Genomic DNA, 16256 nt, shown 5'->3' with positions numbered 1-16256 from the left:
CGGAAGATATTGTGCAGCGCAGCAACTTTCCGCCGGCTGAGGCGTTTAGTCAGGCATCACCGCCATTTCGGCAGCTGATTGGCGGAGACTTTGATGAGATCCATGTCAGACACCCTCGCACGCCTTACTGCGCTGCGAGGCACGCTTCGCCCCCGCCCCGCGCAGGAAAATCCCAACCTCGTCGCCTTGGGCGCATTCGGTGCGAACCCGGGTGCTTTGGGAGGTTACATCTACCTGCCGTCGAAACGCGCAAAGGACATGGCCCTGGTCGTCGTCCTGCACGGCTGCACCCAGACTGCATCAGGCTATGATATCGGATCGGGGTGGTCTGGGTTGGCAGAGGATTATGGTTTCGCGCTGCTGTTTCCCGAGCAACGAAGGGCAAACAATCCCAACCTTTGCTTCAACTGGTTTAACCCGGAGGACATAAGACGGGATCACGGCGAGGTCTTTTCCATTCGCCAGATGATCGCAAAGGTCATGGCAGAACACGGTATCGACAGCAGGCGCGTGTTCGTCACCGGGCTTTCGGCCGGCGGCGCCATGACCGCTGCCATGCTTGCCACCTATCCGGAGGTTTTTGCCGGCGGCGCGATCATCGCAGGCCTGCCCTACGCCAGTGCCACGACCATTCCCGAGGCGTTCGACCGAATGCGCGGTCATGGCGGGCCGACCGCCAAAGAGTTGGAGCAGCGATTGAGAAACGCTTCAGGCCACAAAGGCCCGTGGCCGACAGTGTCGCTCTGGCAGGGAGGCGCCGACAGAACGGTGGTGCCGTCCAACGCGAATGCGATCGTGGAGCAATGGAGAAATATCCACGGCGTCGACACGTCGCCAGCGCGCGTGGAAAATGTCGGACGACATCAGCGAAGGGTCTGGACCGATGCGCATGGGGTGGAGGTGATCGAGCTCCATACGATTGCCGGCATGGATCACGGCACGCCGCTCGATGTCGGCTCCGGCTACGGGGCAAGCGGCCCGTTCATGCTTGACGTCGGAACTTCCTCGACAATCGAAATTGCCAGGTCCTGGGGTCTGCTTCCCTCGTTTGAGAAGCGGCGCAATGCCGAACCCTCCGCGGCGCAACCGGAAAATACCGCAGATCCATTCGCCGCGGGCAGCAACCGTGGAGGCATTCACAAGGTCATCGAAGACGCCCTGCGGTCCGCCGGGCTGCTGCGGTAAATATCAGATCGGGCTAGCGGTTTTGTGACTTGGGCACTGGCCCGTTTTGATGGCTGAGGACGAGTTCGATCTGGACATCCTGCTGAAACTGCAGCACCCGCTCGCCGACGTCGTTCTCCGACATCCCGGCTGCCAGAAGCTGATCGGCAAGCCTGCGGCATTCGGCCCTCCAGAATGCGATCGCATCCGCGCCATGCCGCCGGCCGAGTTCACGGGCGCAGCGTTCGATATTGGCGGTTCCAGTTCCGGTTCCGGAGGGAAAAGCAATCACCACGCCTTCATTGGGGGCGGCAGGGCGGCAGGTCATTTCAGTAGCCATCGAAAACAGGTTCCTTTGATCCTGTTCGTTGTCTACGGGACTATGGTTAATGCTTTCTATCGTTCCCATGCGTTCATTTCAACGATTCAGAATTTGCAGCCCAAGGGCGTCACATTGCCTCATCTTCGACCTTGACGCCGGCACGCCCATGCGCCGACAGTCCGCATCACGATCGACACTTGAGGCAGCAGAGACCACCGATGACGATAAGCGCTCCCCGCGATTTCCTGAAAAGCCTGTTCGACGCGGCGGTTCGCGCCGCCGATCCGCTGACCGGCATCAAGGCGAACCTGCCCGGCAGGCCGAAGGGAAAGACCGTGGTGATCGGCGCCGGCAAGGGTGCGGCGCAGATGGCGCGGGCGCTCGAAAGCGTCTGGGACGGGCCGCTTACGGGTCTGGTGGTCACACGCTACGGCTATGGCTGCGAGACACGCGACATCGAGATCATCGAGGCTGCCCATCCCGTTCCCGACGCGGCAGGACTTGCCGCGGCAAGACGGCTGATGGGGACGGTGAACGGACTGACCGAAGACGATCTGGTGATCGCGCTGATCTGCGGCGGCGGCTCGGCGCTGCTGCCCGCCCCGCCGGAGGGGCTGACCCTCGAAGACGAGATTGCGCTCAATGAAATGCTGCTTGCCTCGGGCGCGCCAATCTCGGCGATGAACGTCGTGCGCAAGCATCTCTCGACCATCAAGGGCGGGAGACTTGCGGCAGCCACCAGTGCAAGGGTCGTCAGCCTGATCGTCTCCGACATTCCCGGCGACAACCCGGCCCATGTCGCCTCCGGGCCGACGGTGCCTGATGGTTCGACGCGGCACGATGCGCTTGACATCATCAAGCAATATGGATTGCGGCTGCCCCAGGCAGCCCTCGACGATCTCAACTCGCCGAAGGCCGATGCGCCGCGGCCGGACGACCCGGTCTTCCTACGCCACGAGCATCACATCATCGCCTCTGCCGGTGTGTCGCTGGAGGCCGCGGCCGCCCTGGCGAAGTCGCAAGGGATCGAGCCCGCCATCCTATCGGATGCGATCGAGGGAGAATCACGCGACGTGGCGCAGGTGCATGCGGCAATCGCCCGCGAGGTGCTCGGCCGGAACAGGCCGTTTTCGAAGCCCGTCGTCATCCTGTCCGGCGGCGAGACGACGGTGACGCTCCGTGCCAAGGGCGGTAAGGGCGGACGCAACGGCGAATTCGCGCTCGCCATGGCGCTTGCGATCGATGGTGCCGAGGGCATTCATATTCTGGCCGCCGACACGGACGGGATCGACGGCTCCGAAGACAATGCCGGCGCCTTTGCCGATGGCGGCTCGGTCAAGCGCCTGCGCGCCGCCGGGCTCGATCCGCGCCGGCTGCTCGACGGCAATGACAGCTATTCCGGCTTTGCCGCCGTCGGCGATCTCTTCGAAACCGGCCCGACCGGCACCAACGTCAATGATTTCAGGGCTATCCTGATCCGTTAGCGGGTCTAGATTCTCCCCTGCCCGACCAGCCAGACCACAGCCTCCTGCACCGCCTGCAGCGACGTATATCTTGGGGAGTAACCCAGCAGGCGCCGGGCTTTGGCGATCGAGCAATTCGGACTGCGGGCGATATGCTCCCATGTCGCCTCCGCGTCTTCGGCTGTCTGGCTTTCGGCCCAGGCGTCGAATGGGGCGAAGCTGAGTTTCGGCTCCCGCCCGAACCATCGCGACATGGCTTCGGCATAACCGCGAAGCGTCAGCGCCTGCGCCGAAACCGCGTGGAAGCTTTCGCCGGTCGACGCATTCCAGTTGGCGATCGCATCCATGAACATCGCCGCCACGTCATCGGCATGGACGTGATGGACCGTCTCCAGGCCGAAATTCGGCAGCGCCAATGGCTCACCGCGGGCAAGGGTCGAAAAGACCTGCAGATTGAAATTGCCGGCAGGATTGAGCGGCGCCCATCCGCGGCCGACAATGTGGCCGGGATGGATGATGGTCGCCGGAAAGCCGTGAAGCCTTGCCTGCTGCAGCAAATAGGTTTCGATAGCAGCCTTCTGGATGCCATAGTCACCGAATGGCGACTTCGACGCCTCTTCGAGTGTCGGCACGGCCACGGGGAAGCCATGTGTCCAGATCGTGCCGGTATGCAGGAAATGACCGACATGCCCGGACAGCGCCATCACCAATTGCTCGGCACTCTCCAGCGTGAAGCAGATCATGTCGATGACGATATCGGCTTTCAACTCTCGCACGGCCAGGCCGAATTCACCCGTCCGCTCCATCGCTGAGCGATCCATCTGGCGCTGATCGACAGAAGCCCAGGCGCGGTTTTCGGTGTAAGGCTTTGCCGCGCCGCGGCTGATCGTGACGACGTCGTGACCTGCCTCCACCAGGCGAGGGACCAGATAGGTTCCGACATGGCCCGTTGCCCCGATGACCAAAACCCGCATTGTCGTTCCTCCTTCTGGCATAGTCCGCGTCGACTATGCTGCGCCGCGTCGCGATCCTGCAAGCGGACTTTTCACGAAGATGGCGGAAGCGTCTCCGCTATCGATTTTTAAAAACAAGGCAGGTGCCGCCGTGCTTGCGGATCTGGTTGCAGAGGTCGTTGGCTTCCAGGCGCGTCTGCCGACCGATGCGAGCAGCGTAACGCGGACGAAAGCCGAAGCTGCGATCGCGCTGGCGCAGGATCAGCGGCTGTTCCGCATTGAGGGGCGCAGGCAGATCTCCAACGGCATCGAGAAACATGCGCCGGGCGACCGCGACATTCGCGTTCGCGGCAAGCTGGACGCCCCAGGGTGCCCACTCGCCCTCCGGACGCCAGGGCGTCTCCTTCAATATCCGGCGCTCGGCAAGCGCCACGCAGCCATCGACGAAGGGCTTGTCCTTGTCGAGCGGAGCCGCCGCGTCTTCCGGCGGCTTACCTTTCCACTCCTCCACCGTATGGGCGGTGATCGCCATGACGTAGCTGCGCGTCTCGTAAGGCAATCTGCCTGACGTTAGGTAAGAAGCCAGACCGTTTTCCCCGGCATTATAGGCGGCGGCGGCAAGGCCAAGATTGCCGAAACGATTGCGCAATTCATCGAGATATTGCGCCGATTTCCGCAGCGCTTCCAGGACCTGGTAGCTGTCTTCGAGGCCGCGCAGTTTCGCCGTTCCCGGCATGAACTGCGCAATCCCCTGCGCCCCTTTGAAGCTGACGGCATCTGGGCGAAAGGTGCTTTCGCGCCAGATGAGACGGGCGAAATAATCCGGCGGCAATTGATTGGCGTCGGCGAAATGCTCGATCGCGGCGCAGAGGTCGCGATTGAAACTGTCCTTGCGGATGCAGAGCGTCTCACCCGATCCCGACGCCGAAGGCCCGGAATAGAGGCAGGCCGGCTCGGCAGCGCTTACTTCCGGCTGGGCATTTCCGGTGGCTGCAGCGGAAAACACAAAGCCGAGCGAAAGCACCGCCCTCGCCGCTCTCCTCCCCATGTCGGATTGACGCTTTCGCCCTATCATTGGATCTCGGCAGGTTCGACTTCCATCACGACGCTGGATTTCTAGATAACATCAATCGAGGCGCGACGCTTCCCCATTTGGCGTGGCGCAAGGATCCATGTCCGTCGGCGAATCTCGTAACGAGTGTCAGCGTCACGATGAGAGGTGAGTGGCGAGTTTGCCGCGAGCCAATTGTCGCACCTGCTTTAGGTCGGGAACTCCGGCGGGATGCAGCGTGCTAGACTATCACCACACACATGATATCCGCTGATGGGCCACGAAGCAGCCATTCCGTCATGGCCGCGGGCTTGAAACAGCTTAAAGCATGTTAGTCGAATTGCGACCCGACACACCGCCTACCAAACTGATGTCAATCTCGTCGTTCATTTCCAGTTCAGCTTGTGCAGGTACGGCTTCGCTTGTCGCGGCTCGCGCTCTATTAGACGCCCGGACCACCAGAGTGGAGACTAAACATGCGTGTGACTAAGATCGGTATTGGCGTTATCCTGCTGGGCACCATTCACTCCGTTTCAGCTTTTGCAGCAACCGCCGAACACGCCACGGCGACGGGTCCTTTGAAGAATCATGATGATGCGGTCATCAACGCGTTTGAGGTGATGTGCACGCTTGAGCCCGAGAACTTTGAACATATCAGTGCGAGAGCGCAAGCGATGGTCATGCGGAAGTCAGTGGATAAGACGGAAAAGCAGAGCCCAGATATCACGCGCCACCTCGAAGTCTTTGAAGGAAATCTCACCACAGGTCCCTTCAGCTTACTTCTTGAGAAGATCAGCGGGCCCACTATCAACGCCACAAACTGCGGAGTGGCATCCAATACGCCAAACAAACGCGCATATTTTGATGACATCGTCAGAACACTTCACCTGAGCCAGAACACCTCCAAACGAACCAGCTCAAACGGCAATACCGTGACAACGTGGGACAATGTTTACGGCCCTCACACATTTCTCGATTTGACCGATCTCAGGGGGAGCGATGGCGTTTTGATCCAGTTGTTGGATGCGCCAGCGAAATCTGAAAAGCCCTGATCGCGGGTCTACGTGGCCGCAACCGATTTCTCGGCAGGCGCAACTGCGTGAGTATCTTGTTCAATGTGCGACCGGGAGACCGTGTATGTGAAGGCGCGGCAAAGCGGCGGGCTTTTTGGCTGATGACGCAAAAAAGCCGCCGGGCCAATGGCCGCGGCGGCTTCAGGAAAGCTTTGAAAACCGCGATCAGGCGGTCGGCTGCTTGGTCTTCCGGAGATAGGGCAGAACCGTATCGAAGGAGCCGAAACGCGTGATCGCGTCTTCGTTGGAAACCGCGGCGGTGATGATGACGTCCTCGCCCTGGTTCCAGTTCGCCGGTGTTGCCACCTGGTGCTTGGCCGTCAGCTGGATGGAGTCGATGGCGCGCAGGATCTCATTGAAATTGCGGCCTGTCGTCATCGGATAGGTGAGGATCAGCTTGATCTTCTTGTCGGGACCGATGATGAAAACCGAACGCACCGTCGCGTTGTCGGCGGGCGTGCGGCCTTCCGAGCTCTCGCCGGCCCCGGCCGGCAGCATGTCGTAGAGCTTGGCGACCTTGAGGTCCTTGTCGCCGATCAGCGGATATTCGACGTCGAAGCCGGTGGCGGTCTTGATGTCGTTCTTCCATTTGGCATGGCTTTCCACGGGATCGACAGAGATGCCGATGATCTTGGCGCCACGCTTGGAAAACTCTCCCGCCAGGCCGGCCATCGCGCCGAGCTCGGTCGTGCAGACCGGCGTGAAATTCTTCGGATGCGAGAACAGGACGGCCCAGCCATTGCCGATCCACTCATGGAAGCTGATCGGCCCCTGGGTGGTGTCGGCGGTAAAATCGGGGGCAATATCGTTGATGCGTAAGCTCATGGTCGGCCCTCCAAAGCCTTGTGTTCAATGTTGTTTGTTTCAAATCGAGGCCATGGGACCTGTCCGCCGGAAGCGGTCGCGAGATTGCGGTCAACAGGATCGCACCGGCCGAAGGTTAAAAACTTCCCATTCCAGGATTTTAAGTAAGTCATATACCACGATCGCCGAAGGCATGCTCTTTCGATTTCAGGCCTGCGGCGGCATTATTTTTCCGATACACCCGAACGACGACAGGGCCGATTTTTCAGTCGGCCCTGTCGGAACGTCAGCGGTCCGCCCTCCCCCCGCTTCAGGCCGCCTGAACGGTTTTGATCCGGTCGACGCCGCCGACAACCGGCGCGAAATCGGCCCAGACGCCCTGCGCGCCCTCTTGCCATTCCTCGAAGGCTTCCGGCTTCAACAGCTTTCCGCCATGGCCAAGCGCAGTCTCGACGGACTTCGCCTCGTCGTCGACGATCAACTGGTTGAAATAGGCAGCGCCCTCGTTGGAGGCCTGCTGGAAGACGGTCTTCTGATCGTCGTTGAGGCCGGCCCAGAAGGCCGAGGAATAGTAGATGACGCCTGATGCCCAGATGTGGCCGGTCTCGGTCATATCGGGCACGACCTCATAGAGCTTGAAGCCTGAGTAGGCCGATTTGGTCAGGTCCATCGCGTCGGCGACGCCGGTTGCGAGCGCATTGTAGGTCTCGGTGATCGGAATGCCGATCGGCGTGGTGCCGAATGCGCTCCAGAGCTTGGTGTGGAGCGGGCTCTGGATCACACGGATGCGCTTGCCTTTGAGCTGTTCGGGCCGTGTCACCGGTTCCTTGGTCAGGAGATGGCGGGCGCCGTAATTGATGAAATCGCCGACGACGAAATTCTGCGCTTGCAGCTTCTGCTTGAGATCGGCGCCGACATCGCCGCCGACGGTCCTGCGGACATGGTCGGCATCGCGGAAGAGGAAGGGCAGATCGAGGATCTGCAGCTCCGGCGCCCAGCCGGAAAGCGACGAGACTGTGGAGAGGCTCGCCTGGATCGAACCGAGGCGCACGCCCTCGGCCACTTCCTTCTCGCCGCCGAGCGCACCGTTCCTGACGATGTTGAACTTGAACTGGCCGGGAAGCCTGGCTTCGACCAGTTCGCCGATCTTCACCCAGATCTTGGTTTCCGGCTTGTCGTCGCCGAGCAGCGAGGCGATCGTGATCATCGTCGTGCGAGCGTCGGCGGTACTGACGAAGGCGGGCGCTGCGAGAGCCGTTCCGGCGAGCGCTGCGGTTTTCAGGAAATTGCGGCGGTCAAGATTGTTCATAGGGTTGTCCTGTTGATTAGAAAATGATGGCCCAGGCGCAGAGGATTGCGAGGGAGACCAGGAGAGCGAGCAGATAGGGAACCACCGCCCGGAAGAGTTCTGAGGCGGGAATGCGCGTGACGCCGCTGACGACGAAGATCAGCATGCCGAGCGGCGGCGTCAGCCCATGGATCATCAGGTTGACGACGATGATGACGCCGAACTGGATCGGATCGATGCCGGCCGCGATCGCTGCCGGCAGCAGGATCGGGCCGAAGAGCAGGATCGCGGCACCGATGTCGAGAACGAGACCGACGGCCAGCAGAATGACGTTCGATAAAAGGATGACGGCCAGCGCGCTGCCGCCGAGCGCCGTCGTCAGATGGGCGATCAGCGAAGACACGTCGTCGACCGCCAGCAGGAAGGCGAAAGGGCCGGCCGTGCCGATCAGCAGACCGATCGCCGCCGCCTCGACCGCCGCCTGGCGGAAGGCGGCATAGAGCGAGAGGATGCCGAGCCGCGCGCCGATGCCGAGCAGCAGCGTATAGAAAGCGGCGAGCGCTGCCGCTTCCGTCGTCGTGACGATGCCGATGCGGATTCCGACGACGACGATGACACCCAGCCCGAAGGCCGGGATCGCCTGGACCGCCGATTGCCAGCGCTGTCTCGCGCTGGTCCGCGGCAAGGGCGCCTGCTCACGCACGGTCAGATAGATGGCGACCGCCAGGCATATGGCCATCAGCCCGCCGGCGAAGAAGCCGCCGACCAGCAGCGCGCCGACGGAAAGATTGGTCGCCGAGGCAAGGATGAGAAAGGCGATCGAGGGTGGGATGATGTTGTCGAGAACCGATGTCGAGGCGATGATCGCCGCCGCCTGCGCCGGGCGATAACCGTGTTTGACCAGCTCGGGCTGGAAGGTCGATGCGCCGAAAGCGGCATTTGCGACCGAGGAGCCGGAAGCGCCGGAAAACAGAACGCTGGTCAGAAGCGTCGTCTGCGCCAGTCCGGCTCGGCGATGACCGACCATGGCGGCGGCAAAGCGCACGAGCTGATTGGCGACGCCCGACGCCGTCAGCAGGCCGCCGGCGAGCAGGAAGAAGGGAATGGCGAGCAGCAGGAATTTCGATATGCCGGTGACGGTCGCAGAAACGATCGCCGGCTCCGGCAGGCTGCTACCGAAGGCGATGGCGGCATAGGCTGCGGCGAGAAAGGCATGCGGCAGCGGCGCGGCAAGCACCAGCCCGACCGCCGCGATCAGCCCGAGGAAGATGCTCGGCGGCCAGTCGAGATCAACCGAGATATGCGGAATGCCGGCATAAAGCGCGATGCCGAGGGCCAGCGAAAGAGCAACCGGGAGGACCTTGCCTTCGGCCACGCGCTGCAGAAGCAGCACGATGAGGATCAGCGCGCCGCCAGCGCCGAGAAAGCCGAAGCGGATCCATTCCGGCAGGCCGAGCGTCGGCGAGACGCCGCCGAGCATCGTCATGATCTCGCGGCCGCCGAAGGCGAGGATCAGCGCCGAAAGCACCGTGAAGACATCGGCGCCGACGCGCGTCACCTTCTGCAGGCCTTCCGGCAGCATCCCGACGAAAACATCGAGGCGCATGGCAAGCGCACTGTTGAGGCTGAGCGGCGCGCCGAGCGCGACCAGGGCCACGTTCAGCCAGATGCCGAAATCCTCGGCGCCGATGAAGCCGGTGCCGAAGAAATAGCGCAGGCAGACGGTGACGAGCACCATGACGAGCAACACGGCGAGAACCAACGCCGCCGCGATGCCGAGAACCGCCTCGATCGCCCGCAGCAGGCGGGCTGCCGCCCCATTGTCCGGAGCGGTCCGGTCGATCGGATGAAATTCGCTGGTGGCCAATCTGCTTGCCTTCCGCCCGAGGATTACGCGCTGCTGGCCCCTCACAAGATGGAGGTCAAAGAGCGTCAGGCCTTTTCGCCGAAACGGATCGCTTCCTCAAGCGGTGATGGGCCGGAAACTGACCTGCGGGCATCAGCCTACTGACCAGCGGCGCAGCCCGAAACAACGGCAATGTGGTCATTTTTTAGGCATCTGTTCTCATGCACATTTTTGAGGCTTGCACCTTGCCAGAATTGCTGCAGCGCGTCATAAATAGAGTCATGACGCATCTCGATCTGACAATTCTGGTGATCGACGAAAATGCCATACGCGCCTCCATCATCGAAGAAGGACTGCGCGAGGCAGGGCATGCGCGCGTCACCGTGGTGCATGAGGTCAACGGCATCGCGCGCACCATCGAAACGCTGATGCCCGACGTCATCATCATCGATATCGAAAACCCCAATCGCGACATGATGGAGCATCTGTTCCAGCTGACGCGCACGGTCTCTCGCCCGATCGCCATGTTCGTCGATCGCTCCGACACAGCCTCGATCGAAGCGGCTGTCGATGCCGGCGTCTCGGCCTATATCGTCGACGGACTGAAGAAGGAACGGGTCAAACCGATCCTCGACATGGCCGTCAGCCGTTTCAATGCCTTCAGCCGGCTGCGGCGGGAGCTTGCGGACGCCCGTTCTGCCCTGGAGGAACGCAAGCTCATCGAGCGCGCCAAAGGCATCTTGATGAAAATGCGCGGACTATCGGAGGAAGAGGCCTTCGCGCTGCTGCGCCAGACGGCGATGAACGAAAAGAAGAAGATGTCGGAAATCGCCCAGAGCGTCGTCACCGCCGCGGGACTGTTGATGTGACGGCAGGCTTCTTAGATTTCCGGAGGAAACCGGAGTGGATATGATGACGACGACCGCCAAATCCGGCGGCGAGCTGCCCTCGCCCGCACGCATCAACGCCGAAGGACCGAAAGTGCTGCGCGCCGGTTTCATTCCGCTCGTCGACGCATCGGTTTTGATTGCGGCGGCGGAATTCGGCTTCGCGCAGAAAGAAGGCCTGACGCTCGATCTCGTCAAGGACGTCTCCTGGGCGAATGTGCGCGACCGCCTGGCGTTCCGCCAGTTCGACATCGCCCATATGCTGTCGCCGATGCCGGTCGCCTCCATGCTCGGCCTCGGCTCCAATCCCTCGCCGACGATCACACCGTTTTCGCTGGGGCGGGGCGGCAATGCGATCACGCTGTCGACGCGGCTTTTCGACAGGATGCGGGATGATGCGGGATTGCCGGAAACGGCAAATGCGCTCGACAATGCCCAGGCTTTGGCGAAGACGCTGGCGGCGATCAAAGCGCGCGGCGAGCCACTGCCGACCTTCGGGGTCACCTATCCCTTCTCCTCGCACAATTACGAATTCCGCTACTGGCTGGCGGCCGGCGGCATCGATCCCGACAGGGACGTCAAGCTCGTCGTCGTGCCGCCGCCGCTGACCTCGGATGCCCTGGCAGCCGGGGCGATCGACGGTTTCTGCGTCGGCGCGCCGTGGAATATGGTCGCCTCGGAGCGCGGTCTCGGGCGCATCGTCGCCGCCAAACAGGACATCTGGCCGTCGGCCCCGGAAAAGGTAATCGGCATGCGGCCGGATTGGGCCGAAAGCCATCCGGAGACCGTTTCCCGGCTGATCGTGGCGCTCGACGCGGCCGCCCGCTGGTGTGACCGGGCGGATAATCACGACGCGCTGGCAGGAATTCTTGCCGATCCCCGCTATATCGCCGCGCCCGTCGAGATTATTCGCCGTGTTCTCGCCGGCGAATTCAGCCTGGACGCCAGGGGCAATCGCCGCGTCATTGCCGATTACTTCCAGTTCCATTCCGGCTTCGCCAATTATCCCCGGCCAAGCCATGCGCTGTGGATCTACAGCCAGATGATCCGCTGGGGACAGGCCGAGACCAGCCTTAACAAGGCGCGCGCCGCCGCATCCGCCTACCGTTCGGATCTCTATCGCACGGCGCTCGGCGACGCCAACGCGCCCGATGACGCCGATATCCGCATCGAAGGCAATGACGAGGGCGACCGCTTCATGGACGGCCATGTCTTCGATCCGGGGCAGTTGCCGGACTATGTGGCCCGCTTTGCCGTCAAGAGCGCCCTGCCCTTCGCTTCCCACGGCGATGAGACCTGATTCAGGCCGGCCTGCACAAAACGCCAGCAAAATTCGCCGCCTGCCTTCACTGCAACGCACAAAATACTTGCACGATTTTTGGCCGCCGCAAAAACGAGCAGATGGCCGGATGTTAGAAATATCATTTCTATTCAATATCTTAAATAAAAGACGCCAAACTGGCACGCAGCTTGCAGGGCTGTTACCGCACAGATCAATGGCGATCAGCGCAGTATGAGGGCCCAGTAGGCGCTCGCATCAGACCATGAATTCGGCGTCCAACGGCGGGCGCCACCAGCAAAGCCGCTGATCAGGATATTTCGCGCGCCTCGTGCCTGCGCAGCCTGACCAGCGGCTTTTTGTTTTTAACCCCCAGCGATGGATCGGCCCGACCTTTGTCGGGTCACGGAGAAGCCATGTCTGTCATCGAGAAAGTGCAGCCTATGTCCGACGGCGAACCAGCCAAAGCATTGTGGATCTCCACAGTCGCTTTCACCCTCTGTTTCGCGGTCTGGACGATCTTTGCGATCATCGGCATCCGCATCAAGCAGGACCTCGGCTTGAACGAGGCCGAGTTCGGATTGCTGGTCGGCACCCCGGTTCTCACCGGCTCGCTCGTGCGCATCGTCCTCGGCATCTGGACGGGACGTTACGGCGGCCGTCTGGTCTACACGCTCACCATGCTTGCCGCCGCATTGGCGACCTTTCTGCTTTCCTACGCCGAGACTTATACGCAGATGCTGATCGCCGGCCTCGGCGTTGGGCTTGCCGGCGGCTCCTTCGCCGTCGGTGTCGCCTACGTCTCGCCCTTCTTCCCGGCGGAAAAGCAGGGGACGGCGCTCGGCATCTTCGGCGCGGGCAATGTCGGCGCGGCCGTGACCAAATTCGCCGCTCCCTTCGTTCTGCTTGCGTGGGGCTGGCAGGCGGTTGCGGAAATCTGGGCCGTCTGTCTGGCGCTGATGGCAATCGTCTTCTGGTTCACCACGTCGGACGATCCGGCCTTCCGTCTTCGCCGCGAGCGCAGCGTCGCCTCCAAAAGTTTCGCCGAGGAATTCGCGCCGCTGCAGAATGTTCAGGTCTGGCGTTTCTCCCTCTACTATTTCTTCGCCTTTGGCGGCTTCGTCGCCCTGTCCCTGTGGCTGCCGCGCTACCTGGTCGGCGTCTACGGCTTCAACCTCGAAACTGCCGGCATGATCGCGGCTGCCTACTCCATCCCGGGCAGCATCTTCCGCGCTTTCGGTGGCGTGCTGTCGGACAAGAAGGGTGCGCGCAGCGTGATGTATGCGATGCTGGCCGTGTCGGCCGTGGCCACGCTCATTCTGTCCCTGCCGGCGACGACCATCACCCCTGTGATCTTCATCGTCGTCATCTTCGTGCTCGGCTTCTTCATGAGCCTCGGCAAGGCCGCCGTCTTCAAGCACATCCCGGCCTACTACCCCGAAAGCGTCGGCGCTGTCGGCGGCATCGTCGGGATGATGGGTGGTCTCGGCGGCTTTATCCTGCCGATCGCCTTCGGTTTCCTCAAGGACATGACCGGCCTTTGGTCCAGCTGCTTCCTGCTGCTCTTCGCAATCGTCGCGATCTCGCTCGTCTGGATGCACCTGTCCGTGAAGCAATTGTCGCGCCAAGGGCACTCGGCGCCCGTGGCTGCAACCTGATCTAAGGATTTGGAAATATGACAGAAAAACTCGTCATCATCGGCAATGGCATGGCGCCCGGGCGCATGCTGGAGCACCTCCTCGAACGGGCGCCCGGACGCTATGAAGTCACGATCTTCAATGCCGAGCCGCGCGTCAATTACGACCGTATCATGCTGTCGCCGGTTCTCTCCGGCGAAAAGGACTACGAGCAGATCATCATTCACGGTGACGGCTGGTACATCAAACACGGCATCATGCTCTACAAGGGCCACAAGATCGTCAACATCGATCGCGTCGCCAAGACCGTCACCTCCGATCACGGCGTCACCGAAAGCTACGACAAGCTGGTGATCGCCACCGGTTCGGTGCCCTTCATTATCCCGGTTCCCGGCAAGGATCTGCCCGGCGTCATCACCTATCGCGATCTCGACGACGTGCAGGCGATGCTGCTTGCCGCCCAGTCGCGCGAAAAGGCCGTGGTCATCGGCGGCGGCCTGCTTGGCCTCGAAGCGGCGGCCGGCCTTGCCCAGCGCGGCATGGACGTCACCGTGCTGCACGTCATGCCGACGCTGATGGAGCGCCAGCTCGATCCCGCGGCCGGCTATCTCCTGCAGAAGGCGGTCGAGGAACGCGGCATCAAGGTCATCTGCAAGGCCAATACCAAGGCGATCATCGGCAATGGCAAGGTCGAAGGCATCGAACTCGACGACGGCCGCATCATCCCGGCAACCCTCGTCGTCATGGCCGTCGGCATTCGTCCGAGCGTCGGCCTGGCGAAGGACGCCGGCCTTGCGGTCAATCGCGGCATCGTCGTCGATGCCGGCATGCAGACCTCGGACGGCGATATCTTTGCGCTCGGCGAATGCGCCGAGGTGGGCGGCATGGTCTACGGCCTCGTCGCGCCGCTCTACGAAATGGCCCGCATTGCCGCGGCACATCTCTCGGACGACCGTTCGCCGGCTTTCGTGCATGCGGACACGCCGACCAAGCTGAAGGTCACCGGTATCGAGCTTTATTCGCTCGGTGATTTCGCCGATGGCGACGACCGCGAGGAGATCGTGCTGCGCGATGCTTCAGCCGGCGTCTACAAGCGCCTGGTGTTGAAAGACAACAAGATCATCGGAACCGTGCTGTACGGCGAGACCGCCGACGGCGCCTGGTTCAACGATCTGAAGAAGAAGGCCACCGATATTTCGGAGATGCGCGAGACGCTGATCTTCGGTCAGGCCTACCAGGGAGGGTCGCCGCTGGACCCTATGGCGGCCGTTGCAGCCTTGCCGGATGACGCGGAGATTTGTGGCTGCAACGGCGTATGCAAGGGCAAGATTACCTCGACGATCACGAGCAAAGGACTGACATCGCTCGACGACGTGCGCGCCCACACCAAGGCATCCGCCTCGTGCGGCTCCTGCACCGGCCTCGTCGAACAGCTGATGGCGCTGACGCTCGGCGACGGCTACAATCCGGCCGCCGTGCAACCGATGTGCACCTGCACCGAACTTGGTCATGACGATGTTCGCCGCCTGATCAAGGCCAAGGGCCTGAAGAGCATCCCTGCCGTCATGCAGGAATTGGAATGGAAGACCTCCTGCGGCTGCGCCAAGTGTCGGCCGGCGCTTAACTACTACCTGGTCAGCGACTGGCCGGACGAATATGCCGACGACTACCAGTCGCGTTTCATCAATGAGCGCGTCCACGCCAACATCCAGAAGGACGGCACCTACTCCGTCGTTCCGCGCATGTGGGGCGGCGTCACCAATTCGAACGAGCTGCGCGCCATCGCCGATGTCGTCGACAAATTCGAAATCCCGATGGTGAAGGTGACGGGCGGTCAGCGTATCGACCTTCTCGGCATCGAGAAGGAAGATCTGCCCGCCGTCTGGGCCGATCTCGGCAAGGCCGGCTTCGTGTCCGGTCAGGCCTATGCCAAAGGCCTGCGCACCGTGAAGACCTGCGTCGGTTCGGACTGGTGCCGCTTCGGCACCCAGGATTCCACCGGTCTCGGCATCCGCATCGAGAAATTCATGTGGGGCTCATGGACCCCGGCCAAGCTGAAACTGGCCGTGTCCGGCTGCCCGCGTAACTGCGCCGAAGCAACCTGCAAGGATATCGGCGTGATCTGCGTGGATTCCGGTTTCGAGATCCATTTCGCCGGTGCGGCCGGTCTCGACATCAAGGGCACCGAGGTGCTCGGCCTCGTGAAGACCGAGGACGAAGCGCTGGAGCATATCGTGGCGCTGACGCAGATGTACCGCGAGCAGGCCCGCTATCTCGAGCGCATCTACAAATGGGCCAAGCGCGTCGGCCTGGAGGAAATCCGCCGCCAGATCATGGGCGATGCCGAAAAGCGCAAAGCCTACTACGAGCGCTTCGTCTTCAGCCAGAAATTCGCCCAGGTCGACCCTTGGTCGGAGCGCGTTTCCGGCAAGGACAAGCACGAGTTCAAGCCGATGGCGACGATCGGCTATCCGCAGGCTGCCGAATAA

The 16256-nt window shown here is 62.0% G+C and carries 13 protein-coding genes; 7 read left to right on the top strand and 6 right to left on the bottom strand.

Annotated features, from left to right (window positions below):
- Nucleotides 1–93: 93 nt before the first annotated feature.
- Nucleotides 94–1185 (top strand): PHB depolymerase family esterase, encoded by a 1092-nt coding sequence (locus ATY75_RS07785; RefSeq protein ID WP_088937083.1) that lies wholly within the window; start codon nucleotides 94–96, stop codon nucleotides 1183–1185.
- 13 nt (nucleotides 1186–1198) lie between these two features.
- On the opposite strand, the gene ATY75_RS07780 is transcribed toward ATY75_RS07785, so the two are convergent.
- Nucleotides 1199–1504: a DUF6074 family protein gene (locus ATY75_RS07780; RefSeq protein WP_088937082.1), complete on the bottom strand. Its 306-nt coding sequence runs from the start codon at nucleotides 1502–1504 to the stop codon at nucleotides 1199–1201.
- A 200-nt stretch (nucleotides 1505–1704) separates the two neighbouring features.
- On the opposite strand from ATY75_RS07780, the gene ATY75_RS07775 reads away from it, so the two are divergent.
- On the top strand, nucleotides 1705–2970 hold the full coding sequence (locus ATY75_RS07775) for a glycerate kinase (RefSeq protein ID WP_088937081.1): 1266 nt from the start codon (nucleotides 1705–1707) through the stop codon (nucleotides 2968–2970).
- A 5-nt stretch (nucleotides 2971–2975) separates the two neighbouring features.
- Here the strand turns inward: ATY75_RS07775 and ATY75_RS07770 are convergent, their stop codons facing one another.
- Together ATY75_RS07770 and ATY75_RS07765 are read right to left on the bottom strand one after the other, a co-directional pair.
- A complete protein-coding gene (locus ATY75_RS07770) occupies nucleotides 2976–3923 on the bottom strand; it encodes an NAD(P)-dependent oxidoreductase (protein ID WP_088937080.1) in 948 nt (315 codons plus the stop codon).
- A 97-nt stretch (nucleotides 3924–4020) separates the two neighbouring features.
- On the bottom strand, nucleotides 4021–4977 hold the full coding sequence (locus tag ATY75_RS07765; RefSeq protein WP_088937079.1) for a lytic transglycosylase domain-containing protein: 957 nt from the start codon (nucleotides 4975–4977) through the stop codon (nucleotides 4021–4023).
- Between the two features lie 452 nt (nucleotides 4978–5429).
- Here ATY75_RS07765 and ATY75_RS07760 point away from each other — a divergent pair, with 452 nt between their 5' ends.
- Nucleotides 5430–6005 (top strand): hypothetical protein, encoded by a 576-nt coding sequence (locus ATY75_RS07760; RefSeq protein WP_088937078.1) that lies wholly within the window; start codon nucleotides 5430–5432, stop codon nucleotides 6003–6005.
- Between the two features lie 186 nt (nucleotides 6006–6191).
- Here ATY75_RS07760 and ATY75_RS07755 read toward each other — a convergent pair whose 3' ends face one another.
- From ATY75_RS07755 to ATY75_RS07740, 3 genes are all read right to left on the bottom strand, one after another.
- Nucleotides 6192–6851, bottom strand: coding sequence for a peroxiredoxin (locus ATY75_RS07755; protein WP_017960145.1), 660 nt, complete (start codon nucleotides 6849–6851; stop codon nucleotides 6192–6194).
- 289 nt (nucleotides 6852–7140) lie between these two features.
- Nucleotides 7141–8139, bottom strand: a complete 999-nt coding sequence (locus ATY75_RS07745) for a TRAP transporter substrate-binding protein (protein WP_088937077.1) — start codon at nucleotides 8137–8139, stop codon at nucleotides 7141–7143.
- Nucleotides 8140–8155: 16 nt separating this feature from the next.
- On the bottom strand, nucleotides 8156–9985 hold the full coding sequence (locus ATY75_RS07740; protein WP_088937076.1) for a TRAP transporter large permease subunit: 1830 nt from the start codon (nucleotides 9983–9985) through the stop codon (nucleotides 8156–8158).
- A gap of 260 nt (nucleotides 9986–10245) precedes the next feature.
- On the opposite strand from ATY75_RS07740, the gene ATY75_RS07735 reads away from it, so the two are divergent.
- From ATY75_RS07735 to nirB, 4 genes are all read left to right on the top strand, one after another.
- Nucleotides 10246–10833 carry an ANTAR domain-containing response regulator gene (locus ATY75_RS07735; protein ID WP_064838202.1) on the top strand — a complete coding sequence of 196 codons (588 nt, stop codon included), beginning with the start codon at nucleotides 10246–10248 and terminating at the stop codon, nucleotides 10831–10833.
- Between the two features lie 34 nt (nucleotides 10834–10867).
- Complete coding sequence (locus tag ATY75_RS07730) at nucleotides 10868–12151, top strand: CmpA/NrtA family ABC transporter substrate-binding protein (RefSeq protein WP_088937075.1); 1284 nt, start codon at nucleotides 10868–10870, stop codon at nucleotides 12149–12151.
- Nucleotides 12152–12546: 395 nt separating this feature from the next.
- Nucleotides 12547–13788: a nitrate/nitrite transporter gene (locus ATY75_RS07725; protein WP_088937074.1), complete on the top strand. Its 1242-nt coding sequence runs from the start codon at nucleotides 12547–12549 to the stop codon at nucleotides 13786–13788.
- 17 nt (nucleotides 13789–13805) lie between these two features.
- Nucleotides 13806–16256, top strand: coding sequence for a nitrite reductase large subunit NirB (nirB, locus tag ATY75_RS07720; protein ID WP_065092254.1), 2451 nt, complete (start codon nucleotides 13806–13808; stop codon nucleotides 16254–16256).

The organism is Rhizobium sp. N122, from assembly GCF_002211295.1.
Classification (GTDB): domain Bacteria; phylum Pseudomonadota; class Alphaproteobacteria; order Rhizobiales; family Rhizobiaceae; genus Rhizobium.
Note: the sequence above shows the minus strand (reverse complement) of the source record. Positions and strands in the feature narration are given on the sequence as shown.